This window comes from Deefgea piscis, assembly GCF_019665785.1.
Lineage (GTDB): Bacteria > Pseudomonadota > Gammaproteobacteria > Burkholderiales > Chitinibacteraceae > Deefgea.
The window spans coordinates 1,155,959-1,167,808 of record NZ_CP081149.1 but is presented as its reverse complement, the minus strand read 5'-3'; the positions used below and the strand labels follow the sequence as shown (position 1 = coordinate 1,167,808).

Annotated in this window: 9 protein-coding genes; 2 read left to right on the top strand and 7 right to left on the bottom strand. The window is 47.2% G+C overall.

What is annotated here, in order from left to right; genetic code table 11:
• Positions 1–192: 192 nt before the first annotated feature.
• The 5 genes from K4H25_RS05470 to K4H25_RS05450 form a co-directional block, all read right to left on the bottom strand.
• Positions 193–1,437: an ABC transporter substrate-binding protein gene (locus tag K4H25_RS05470; RefSeq protein ID WP_221022357.1), complete on the bottom strand. Its 1,245-nt coding sequence runs from the start codon at positions 1,435–1,437 to the stop codon at positions 193–195.
• 699 nt (positions 1,438–2,136) lie between these two features.
• Entirely contained in the window at positions 2,137–2,877 is a 741-nt protein-coding gene (locus K4H25_RS05465) for a GntR family transcriptional regulator (RefSeq protein WP_221022356.1), read from the bottom strand.
• Between the two features lie 14 nt (positions 2,878–2,891).
• A complete protein-coding gene (locus K4H25_RS05460; protein WP_221022355.1) occupies positions 2,892–3,770 on the bottom strand; it encodes a glucosamine kinase nucleotide-binding domain-containing protein in 879 nt (292 codons plus the stop codon).
• A 327-nt stretch (positions 3,771–4,097) separates the two neighbouring features.
• Positions 4,098–4,802 carry a phosphoadenylyl-sulfate reductase gene (locus K4H25_RS05455; protein WP_221022354.1) on the bottom strand — a complete coding sequence of 235 codons (705 nt, stop codon included), beginning with the start codon at positions 4,800–4,802 and terminating at the stop codon, positions 4,098–4,100.
• Positions 4,803–4,816: 14 nt separating this feature from the next.
• Positions 4,817–5,602 carry a sulfite exporter TauE/SafE family protein gene (locus K4H25_RS05450; protein WP_221022353.1) on the bottom strand — a complete coding sequence of 262 codons (786 nt, stop codon included), beginning with the start codon at positions 5,600–5,602 and terminating at the stop codon, positions 4,817–4,819.
• Between the two features lie 138 nt (positions 5,603–5,740).
• On the opposite strand from K4H25_RS05450, the gene cysB reads away from it, so the two are divergent.
• Complete coding sequence (cysB, locus tag K4H25_RS05445) at positions 5,741–6,679, top strand: HTH-type transcriptional regulator CysB (RefSeq protein WP_221022352.1); 939 nt, start codon at positions 5,741–5,743, stop codon at positions 6,677–6,679.
• A 58-nt stretch (positions 6,680–6,737) separates the two neighbouring features.
• Here cysB and K4H25_RS05440 read toward each other — a convergent pair whose 3' ends face one another.
• Positions 6,738–9,320, bottom strand: coding sequence for a hybrid sensor histidine kinase/response regulator (locus K4H25_RS05440; RefSeq protein WP_221022351.1), 2,583 nt, complete (start codon positions 9,318–9,320; stop codon positions 6,738–6,740).
• A gap of 104 nt (positions 9,321–9,424) precedes the next feature.
• Here K4H25_RS05440 and rlmD point away from each other — a divergent pair, with 104 nt between their 5' ends.
• Positions 9,425–10,750, top strand: a complete 1,326-nt coding sequence (rlmD, locus tag K4H25_RS05435) for a 23S rRNA (uracil(1939)-C(5))-methyltransferase RlmD (protein WP_221022350.1) — start codon at positions 9,425–9,427, stop codon at positions 10,748–10,750.
• Positions 10,751–10,861: 111 nt separating this feature from the next.
• Here rlmD and K4H25_RS05430 read toward each other — a convergent pair whose 3' ends face one another.
• Complete coding sequence (locus tag K4H25_RS05430; protein WP_221022349.1) at positions 10,862–11,785, bottom strand: Asd/ArgC dimerization domain-containing protein; 924 nt, start codon at positions 11,783–11,785, stop codon at positions 10,862–10,864.
• Positions 11,786–11,850: the final 65 nt, after the last annotated feature.

Here is an 11,850-nt window from a genome sequence, read left to right as displayed (position 1 = left end):
AAAATCTATAGTACAAACTACAAAAAATAGACATTGCAACAACAGGGCGTTTTTTATAATGCTGCAACATTTTGGTGCACGATTATTTACTTCATTAGTAAAGTCTAATTAACAATTTCAATTTAATTTTGCAACGCACAAAAAAAGCGGTAATGCATAATGCATTACCGCTTTTTTTTAATTAACTAAATATTATTTAGTGAATTGAGCATTCCAAGCAGCAACAGCCTCATCCAAAGCTTGCTTAGCTGGGATACGACCTTGGATCGCAGCATCGATCTTGTCGTTCATTACTTTGGTCAAAGCAGCTTCGTCAGCACCTGCTGGCAAGTCTTTTACCATGAAGTGACGAGTTTTATCGATTACCATGCCACCCATCTTGAATGCTTTCTTGCCTGGGTCAGTCATGTCATTCAAAGCTGGATCTTTAGAAGCGGCAGCATTAGCCAACTTAGTTGATGCAAAAGTGTAAGATGCTTTAGCAAATTGCTCTTGAGCCCATTCGCCAGTGATGAAGTTACCCACAACACCAACAGCTTTCATGTCTTTTTGGCCTTTTGGCACTACGTACATTGTAGTCCAACCACCAAATGCCAATTTGCCGTTATCGCCCAATGGGAAGCTAGTTACGTCAGCTGCTTTGTAAGCTGCTGGGTTAGCATCTTTAATTTTCTTAACTGCGTGGCCACCTTCAGCGAACATTGCGAAGTTGCCATTCGCGAAACCAGCAATTTGCTTGTCAAAGTCAAGGTTCACATCTTTAACGATGGTGCCTTCTTTGTATGCATCAGCAAATTTTTGAACCAAAGCTACGTGTTTAGGGCTATTGAATGCCGCTTTGCCGTTAGCCATCAAAGGCAAACCTTCAAACATGAACCAGCCAGTGAAGCCGTCTTGAAGTTTAGAAGCCCAACCTGGTTTGCCAGTTGTTGCTTTGATTTTCTTAGCTGCAGCAAATACGTCGTCCAAAGACTTGAATTCTGGCTTAACGCCAGCTTTAGCCAACATGTCTTTGTTAAATACCATTACGGCAGTAACTTGGTAAGATGGGAAGCCGTAGATTTTGCCGTCAACAGTAGCGTTAGACAAAGCAGCGTTAGTGTATTGCGCTTTGTTGATGATGCCGTCAACTGGCGTCAACAATTTGCCCGACATTTCATTCATCCAGTCAGTTGGCACCAATGCCAAAGCTGGAACGTTACCTTCAGCAACAGCAGCAACGATAGCTGGCTTCATTGCGCCCCAACCCAAATCTTTTTGAGTCAATACGATGCCATTGTTCAAGCTGTTGAATTTAGCAACAACTTCTTTGTGGTATGCATCGTAAGTTGGAGCCAAAGAGTGAGACCAGAACTCAACTTTAGTCGCAGCTTGAGCTGTAACAACAGAAGCAGCGAAAAGTGCAGCACCAACAAGAACGGAACGTTTAAAGTTCATAACAACTCCTAACATTTAACATTGAATACGAGCAACACAAGGTCGCAGGAAAAGGGCTCAAATCAACAACAAGTAAACCAAAAAAATTTCAGGGCAATCTCAAGTCAAGTTGCAATAATGAATTTTTTTTCACGCATTACGTTCGATATGAACGCTTTTAGTACTTTTAATTTCATCAAGCCATCTTAATCACTCGGTGGTTCGAATTAGTTTCGTAAGCCACTGCGATCACACTACGGAATCTAGATTACCGTAATTCGCAAGATGAGTGAACATTCTCACCAACAGTGCGTCAGCCCCCCTCTTCGCTTCACGGATCGACGTTGTTCAAACAGCAAGATTGGTGAGATCAACACAATAAGAAAAATCTGTAGGCAAAAGCCCTAATGCTTTTTAAAAACTACATTTAGTCTTTATTCGTTTTTCGAAAAAGCACTACAAAACAAGGAAATATCGTGTAAGCAACGACAAAAAATGTAGGAAATCCCGTATGTTTTGGGTATTTTTGAGTAAATAAATACATTCTTACTGACAAATCGTGAGAGAAATTACATTGCTCAAGCCAAAGTTCGGCCAAAATTAAGACAGGGTGTGTAAATTTACCAATGTAATTTTTTGTACCATTACCGCAACACACTGCAATAAAAATGGCGTATCGACTTTCGCCGTACGCCATAAAAAACCTGCAGTAGCTCGTTTTTAACGATATAACTCCACGACAAAATCATAATAATCACTACGAAACCATGAATGCGTGAGTTCAATCGCCGTGCCGTCTTCTAAATAACCCACTCGCGTCAGATGCAACATCGCCGTGCCGGTGGGTACGCCGGTGAGTTGCGCTAATTCTTCAGTGGCATTGACTGCGCCAATATTTTGAATCGCGCGTACCACCGTGAGATTGGCATCGCGCATATATTCATATAAAGACTCACCAATGCGCTCGGGCTCTGGCACGTAGTGATAAGGTAAAGCGGTGTATTCCACCGCCATCACCACGTCATTGGCAAAACGTAAACGCTCCAAATGCACCACACGGCTATTGGGCGTGAGATTAAGCCTGAGTAATTCTTCTGAGCCGGCTAAAGCGAGCTCACGCTTGAGCCATTTGGATGATGGACGAAAGCCACGCTGCTTGAGCATTTCAGACAAATTAGTCAGCCGAGTTAACGGCTGCTCTAATTTAGGCGTGATATAGGTACCAGAACCTTGGCGACGAATAATTAAGCCTTGCTCGAGTAATAAATCGAGTGCTTTACGCGCCGTTACGCGTGAAATACCGAGCACATCACAAAAGGTACGCTCCGAAGGAAGGGGATCATCCGCTTTCCAAAATCCAGCATGAATCGCGGCAGCAAGCTTATGCCCAAACTGCAAATACAATGGTGTTGCACTATCACTATCGGGCTTGAGCACCAAAAGCTTGTTTTGATTTTGCATCCCCTACTCCTGAATTACTTAAATTCACGCGCAATTAAGATTAAAGCACCGGCACATGAGTCTTTTTGCGCGCGCGTCGTGCTCGCTAAAAACTCACTCGGCATATATGGGCGTAATGCCTCGGATAAACCACCACCACAAATCGCAATCGGTAACTCGGGAGCGGTAGCACGCAAAGCAATGGCGATATTTTCAATTTCTCGGCCAGCATCCATTACAAATGCTTTGGCAAATTCATCACTATCAGCAAACTCCAGCACAATCGGCGACAAAGAAGCGCATTCGCTTTGCTTCATTGTGCCCATCCATGCGAAAACTTGTTCACGTGTGTCGCCAGTAATCGACAAGAGTTTTTGCCCAAATGCCGTCATAGGACGACGACCATCCATTAGGCGTTGCACATGATTAATCGCTTTTAAACCCAAATAGGCGCCAGAGCCTTCATCTGAAGTTGGAAAGCCCCAACCACCGACTTCTAAGCGCGTACCATCGCTAAGCCAAGCCTCACCAATCGAGCCGGTGCCAATCGCAATAATGCCGCCATGCAGGCCATTATGTGCACCCAATAATGTTGAGTAGCCATCGGTTTCAATCACCACCTGAGCAAAACCAGGGTTTTGACTGGCAAACGCGTCGGCCCATGCTTTAACTGTAACGCCTGACAAACCAAAACCGACGGCGCACTGCGCAAAATCTGGCTCATTCACGCCGATGGCTTTAAAACCTTCTAAAATTGCTTGGGTGATATTTTGCCAAGCTTTCTCGATGCCCTGCCCTAACGCAGAAGGACCAGCTTGAGCGCGTACTTTTTCCACACCATCCAATCCTGCGATACAAATCCGTGTTCCTGTACCACCGCCATCCACGCCGATTAAATACTGAATAGAGCTCATTTTTCTTATCCTATATGAGTTAAATTAACTAAGCCGCCCTCCCTAAAAGAGCGAAATAGCTTTGGCTTTGTTAACGCAGGGTTTAATCGCTCTAGAACCACTTGATATCTTTTGCCATTAAACTCGTTCAGCACATCAATTAAATTGCGCCTTTACCATTACATTTAATTTACGAACACGCCAAATTAAGCATACCAATTTAGTGAGAGCAGCCTAACTTGTCAATTACAGCAGACAAGAAAAACGCCCGATAACTCGGGCGTTTGTTTTCAAACAAATAAGTTGGCCGATAAAAAACTTAGTCGATGTTTATAGCTGTGCAGCTCGTTATTTAAGCAAACTCACAGCGCTTTCTTTCACGTGTAAACCACATTCTTTATTTTCTGGGTTTTCCCACCACCAGCGTCCGGCACGAACGTCTTCCCCCATTGCAATCGGCCGGGTACAAGGCGCACAGCCAATTGAAGGTACGTACTGATCGTGTAGCGCGTTATAGGGGATTTGATGGTCGCGAATATAGGCCCAAACTTCTTTTTCGGTCCATTCAAGCAAAGGATTAAATTTCTCCAATCCATTACCCGCATCAAACTCTTGCTGCGCTAAATCGGTGCGAGTTGGTGATTGCTCGCGGCGTAAACCAGTAATCCAGGCTTTTTTGCCTTGCAAAGCGCGTTGCAAAGGCTCAATTTTGCGAATATGGCAGCAAGATTTTCTCAGCTCAACCGAGTTATAAAATGCATTGATGCCATTGCTATTTACATACTGCTCTACTGCTGCCGTTTGTGGGAAATACACAGCAATTGGATGCGATGGATATTGCTCCGCCACTTTTTGCATCAAGGTATAGGTTTCGCTGGGTAAACGGCCAGTATCGAGACTAAATATACTCACGGCGACTTGATGCTTAGCTAATAAATGCGTAATCACCATATCTTCAGCGCCAAAAGAATTGGCAAATGTCGCTGGACTATATTCAGCCGCAATTCGTTCTAATAGCGCGATGGTCTCAGCTAATTTTTGCGAAAAATCCATAATAAACCCCAAAATTAAAATATCAGTTTGTAGCCAATGAATACCAGCATGGTGGCCAAGCAAGGACGCAAAACACGATCAGAAATCACGCCAGATAAATGGCTGCCAAAATAAATACCCGGCAAAGAGCCCATTAATAAATACGCCAATAAACTCCAATCCATATTGCCCATACTGGCATGCCCTAGACCTGCGACTAAAGTCAGCGGTACCGCGTGCGCGATTTCGGTGCCGACTAAGCGCTTGGTGGTCATTAAGGGATACAAAAGAAATAACGCCACCGTGCCTAAAGCACCAGCGCCAATCGAAGTTAAAGTAACAATCGCCCCGAGTAAAACCCCGGTCAGCACCGTTAATGTATTTAAACGAGCGCCACTCATTTTAAAGCGATCACCGGCATGCTGACTGGCAAAAGCAATGATTTGCTGTTTAAACACAATCGCCACTGCGGTAAACAGTAAAGCCACGCCCAAGCCATGCTTAATCACTGCATTTAATGTTTGTGTATCGGTATGCAGATAGTGCAGCACCAGCAAAGTTAAAGCCGCCGCTGGCACGCTACCTAAAGATAAATAGCCGGTAATCGACCAATCGATATTGTTATTTTTTTGATGCACATAAACGCCACCGGCCTTGGTAATCGAGGCATAAAGTAGATCAGTGCCAACCGCCGCTGCGGGTGGAATCCCAAACCATAACAATATCGGCGTCATTAAAGAACCACCGCCAACGCCAGTCATCCCAACAATAAAACCGACGACTAAACCCGCAATGACAAAGCCTAAAACGCCAACATCCATCTTGTATCCTAGGGCCAAAGGGTTTGGCGGTTTTGATTTAGCCTTGCATCATAGCAATTATACTTATAACACCTTAGACAAATATGTTAGGATTTTAGAACCAAAAATTCTCAGTCAATTCTTTCACGAGTCTACGCTATGAAATTACAACAACTCCGTTATTTGGTCGAAGTCGCGAAGCAAGGGCTCAATGTTTCAGAAGCGGCGGAAAAACTGCATACCTCGCAACCGGGTATTTCAAAACAGATCCGTTTACTTGAAGACGAGCTTGGCGTGCAGATTTTTATTCGCAACGGCAAACGCGTGGTCGATATCACCGCACCGGGTCGTGAAATTTTGCGGATTGCTGAGCGTATTTTGATGCAATCGCGCAATCTAAAACGCATTGGCGAAGAATTTGTTAACGTTGAAGGCGGTAGTTTAATTATTGCCACCACGCACACCCAAGCGCGCTACGCACTGCCTAAAACGATTCAAACCTTTATGCAGCGTTACCCCAAAGTGCGCCTCTCGCTCAAGCAAGGTAATCCAACGCAAATCTCAGAAATGGTCGTCGATGGCAGTGCCGATATTGCGATTGCAACCGAAGGCATCGATCATTACCCTGAGCTGGCCACGCTCGATTGCTATTCGTGGAATCGCATTGTCGTCGTGCCCAATGGCCACCCTTTAACGACACTGCAGCGGCCAGTCATGTTGGAGGATATTGCCGCTTGGCCTTTAATTACGTATGACTTTGCTTTTGCGGGTCGCTCAAAAATCAACCGCGCTTTTGAGTTAAAGCACCTGATTCCAAATATTGTGCTGACCGCGATTGATTCGGATGTGATTAAAACTTATGTGGCTTTAGGCTTGGGTATCGGCATATTGGCCAGTATGGCGTATGAGCCAGAGCGAGATACCCAACTCACATCGATCGATGTAAGCCATTTATTTGAGCCCTCGACCACGCATATTGGCGTACGCAAAGACGCTTATTTACGCGGTTATGGCTACGATTTTATCGAGCTGTTTGCCCCGCACCTTAACCGCCAAGTGGTGCAAGCGGCATTGCTGTGTGAAGCCGAAGAGAATTAAACGGCACAGACTCTAATCGTGGATTGGTCGTTCAATCCACGAGTTTTTTGCCAATGCATCACTCCGATGCCGGCAAATATTGCGCCACAATATGCTGTAATTTAACTAAGTTCAGCGGTTTGGCTAAAAAGCCATCCATACCGGCCGCCAGACATTCGTTTTCACTATGCTCAAAAGCATTGGCAGTGAGCGCGATAATCGGCAAGGCGCGAGTATGCGCTTGGCTGCGTAAAATCCTTGTCGCTGCCAAACCATCCATTTCTGGCATTTGCCAATCCATGAGCACCAAATCAAAGGTTTCGGCATCGGCGGCAAGCAGCGCTTCTCGGCCATTTTCTGCCACCACCACACTGCAGCCTAATTTGGCTAAAAAAGCCTGCACAACGCGCTGATTAATTTTATTGTCTTCTGCCACTAGCACTTTACCGCGGTATTGCACTGTAGCAAGCATATTCACTGGGCTAGCAGTAGATACCTCTACACATTGCAATAATTCTGCCACCATACGCAATACAGTGTGCTCGGCCAACGCTACCTTGCACAAAAAAGCCTGCTGCGAACGCAATGCTACATCGGGCATTTGCCAGCCCAGCAATAAGCTGGGTAGCTCAGGCCACATCTGCAACAATTTCGCCTCTTCAACGATCAATAAATCAACGCGATCTATCGATTCTGGCGGTGTGGTGAGTATACGAACCCCCGCTCGCGCCAAACACGGCAATACCGTCCGTGCCACGCCGTCGGCTTTGCCCAACCAGAGCACCGTTTTGCCGTGTAAATGATAATCGGCAAACTCACGCGGTTTGGCCAAGTGCTGCAGTGGCAAGCTAACGATAAATTCAGACCCCTGCCCCAACACCGAGCGCAACTGTATATCGCCATCCATCAAGGCCAGCAACGATTTCGAAATCGCCAATCCCAAGCCCGTGCCACTAAAGCGCCGGGTAGAGCCCGATTCGGCTTGATAAAAACGCTGAAATAATTGATTGGCACTGGCAGTGTCGATACCAATTCCGCTGTCTTGCACCGCGATGCAAATCTGCTGTTGATCGCAATACGCCGCAATGCGCACAAAGCCATGCTCGGTGAATTTAATCGCATTGGAGATTAAATTAATCAACACCTGCTTTAAGCGTAACGCATCGCCAAAATACCAAGCAGGCAACTGCGGATCAATATCGAGCAGCACATCGAGTCGCGCTTCAACGGCGCGCGACGCCAAGACCGCAGCAGCCTCTTCGATAACGAGCGCCAATTCAAATGGCGCTTTGATCAGCTCAAGTTTACCGGCTTCAATTTTAGAAAAATCGAGTAAATCATTCACCAGCAACACCAATGAATCACCCGATTTATGCACATTGGTCACATATTCGGCCTGCTCGGCATTGAGTGGGGTATTACCCAGTAATTGCACAAAGCCCAAAATACCATTGAGCGGCGTGCGAATTTCATGACTCATCGTCGCCAAAAAATTTGACTTAGCCCGATTGGCCGCTTCTGCCGCGTCCCGCGCCACAGCCAAAGAATCACTTTGTAATAACAGTCGCTCATTGGCTTGGCGTAATTCTTCTTGCACTTGTTTGGCAGGAATCAATTGCGACACAATCGCCGCAAACAGCTTCATGACTTCTCGCTGGTACGGCATCAAGCTGCGGCGATGCAAAAAATTATCCGCCGCGATCCAACCGAGTAAAGTGTTGTCGGCATACAGCGCCACTAAAGAATTCCAACCCCGGCCAACGACGACTTTATTGTAATAAATCGCCGCGTCTTCTTTGACCATTACTTCGCCCGGTTGGGCTAAAGCATCACGAAAAATCTGATGCTGCGGCGTTGGGCTGCGATACCACGCTTCGTTGCAGAGTTGTCCATCATTATCAGTGCCATAAGTGCCGCACATTTCATTGGTTTGCAAATCGGCAGTAAATAACGCCGCACGATCAATCCCCAAATCGCCAATGGCGGCGAGCACCACCTGCCGATACAAATCGTCTAAATGCGTGGTTTGAGTAAGGCGCAGTGTCACTTGATGCAATTTTTGCAATAACTCACGATATTCTTCTGCCCGTTGCAAGCTTTGCTGCAGGCGCCGCGTCATTTCATCGCGTTCTAAATTGTGTCCATACAATAACGCCGCCACTCGCTCTTGCAGCATCTCGGCCAAAACTTCGCATTCAATGCGAAAGGCGGCGGTATCTAAATAGTTTTGCAATAAGCCAACATCACTCAGCTCAACGTAAAGCAAAGCTTGCAGCGTATTGCCACTCATTAACGGCAAGATCAAGCGCGATAATGCAACGGTTTCTTCATCCGCCACGTCCCAAATTTCTTGCATTTGATAGCTAACCGGACGAATCGACACCGCCGGTTCGCGCATTTGCCAAGTCAGCTCATCCACTGGCACGCCAAAAAAGCCCTTCGCTTGCTGTGGCTCGGCAAATGCCAAAGGCCGCTGGCCGATCACTGCCTCGGCATAGATCGCCACGACCTCGGCGCTTTCACTGGGCAAAATCAAATACGCACGCTTGGCTGAAAATGAATCTCGCACCGTGCCAACCAGCGTCGCGGCAAATTCATCCCACGATTCAGCTTCTAATAAAGCCGGTAAATTTAATACCGATTCGAGTTGCGTCAATTGCATTGCCAGCCTAAATTTTGAGCAAAAATCACGCTGAGTATGACTCAGCACCAAGCGCAGCATTGACTGCGTTATACTATGCAACTGTCTAATTGAATTAGTTCGTCATGAATCCATCTGCACCCAAAACCAATCCCATTGCCACAGTTGAATCGCTAGACCATGAAGGCCACGGCGTAGCACGCTACGAAGGTAAAACCATTTTTATTGATGGTGGCTTACCTTTTGAAACGATTACGTTTAGTAGCTATCGCAAAAAGCCAAGCTTTGAAAACGCGCAAGCGATTACCATTCATAATGACAGCTTTATGCGCGTTAAGCCCAAATGTCCACACTTTGGCGTTTGCGGTGGGTGTTCGATGCAACATATGGAATTTGGCGCGCAAGTGGCGGCCAAACAGCGCATTCTCGAAGACAATCTACGCCGCATTGGCAAGGTCAGCGCCGAATCGATGTTGCCCGCTATTTATGGTCAAGCTTGGGGCTATCGCGCGCGCGGTCGACTCTCTGCGCGCTATGTGGCGAAAAAAGAACAAGTTTTGGTTGGCTTTCATGAACGCCGCTCTGGCTTTATCGCCGATATGCGCGAATGCCATGTGTTACCCAAATCCATGTCGGATCAATTATTGCCGCTGCGTGAATTAATCAGCGCGCTTTCGATTGTCAACGACATGCCGCAAATCGAGCTGGCCGTCGGCGAGAACGTCACCGTCCTCGTGTTTCGCATCATGACCGACATTAACGACGCTGATTTAGCCTTATTTAAAGCCTATGCCGATCGCTGGCAAGTGCAAATCTGGCTGCAACCCAAAGGCCCAGATTCAGCCTACCCGCTCTATCCACTCGATGCGCCAGCACTGACGTATTCCTTGCCTGAATTTGGCATCGAAATGCCGTTTAAACCGACTGAATTTACCCAAGTTAATTACGCAATTAATCGCGTGATGGTGGCGCGCGCGATGAGTTTACTCGATCCGCAGCCGGGTGAAATCATTGCCGATATGTTCTGTGGTTTGGGCAATTTCACGCTGCCAATTGCACGCAGCGGTGCCAAAGTACTGGGCATGGAAGGCAGTAAGCAATTGGTTGAACGCGCTCTGGAAGGTGCGATTCATAATCAGCTCGATCACCTCACCAGCTATGAAATCGCCAACCTATTTGAAATGACCGAAGAATGGCTCGATAAGCTCGGTCGTTTTGACAAAATGCTGATCGATCCGCCGCGCGATGGCGCGATGGCTTTGTGCCAATCGATCAGTATTGAGCACGGCCCGAAACGCATTGTTTATGTGTCATGCAGCCCCGCCACCTTGGCGCGCGACGCTGATATTTTGGTCAATGTGAAAGGGTATACACTCAAAAACGCCGGCGTGATTAATATGTTCCCACATACTGCGCACGTAGAAAGCATTGCTTGGTTTGAAAAAGAATAAGCCCAGCGGCAAGCCCAGTATTTAAGCCATAAAAAATGCCGTTCAATCGCAAGATGAACGGCATTTTTTATCGCGTTAAGCGGCTATCGATTCACGACGAGCAACTAAGTATTACAGCAAAGCCAATAGCAAAACGGCTGCACGCGCTGGCAAGCGCGCATTATCGGCTACCAACCACATTTGTACTGAGCGACCATCGGCAGCCACTTGCAATTGATTGAGCCACACTTTGTCGCCACCAATCGCGTCTTGCGGCGTCGCAATGCCTGCTGCGCCATCGGCTTTGAGGTAATACAGCGCCGGCGAAGCTTGAATCGCCGCCTCAACTTGCGCCAGCGTCACCACGTCGTGCATCAACACATTAACGCTAACTGCATGACCAAAAAACACCGGCACACGGCTCACGGTAATGCAATTCACTGGCGTACCCACGGCAATCAGTTCGGCGCTAATTCGCGCTTCTTCACCGCAATCGGCCGTCGGTAATAAATTAAACGCCAAACGCTTAGGATAACCGGCTAGCTCAACTTCTTGCTGCGCAAACAATTGCCGCGTTTGCATCGACAATGCTTCAATCGCCGCTTGGCCGTCTTCGGACACCGACAACATCGCCGTTGCGCCAGCAAAATCAATCGCACCAACGGTTTGCAATGCCGCCAATGGCGCTGACATCATTGACGTTAATACATGCGGTAACCCAACAATTTGGCCACGTTGTGGCTTGCCAGATTTACTGCCGGTGGCGCCGGTTAAATCAATCACCGCCGCACCGGCGTCACACGCCGCTTGGGCATAGCGCTTGGCTAATTCTGGCGCGCCAATAAACACCACCGCGTCGGCTTTTTTCCAATCAAAACCGGCTACGTCAATCATCGGCAAGCTTTGATGGCGCAACTCAACCGAGACAGCGTCTTCGTCATCCGACAAAGGATACAGTGCGGTCAAAGCCAATGGCATTTCACCCAATACATCTAAAAATGCTTGAGATGCAGGGGTATCAGCCCCAACAAGAGCAACTGCAATAGCTTCAGACATAGACCCACTCCAAGTATCAAAAAAACAACCGCCTCATACACATAGTATGGGCGGTGAAGGCCGCA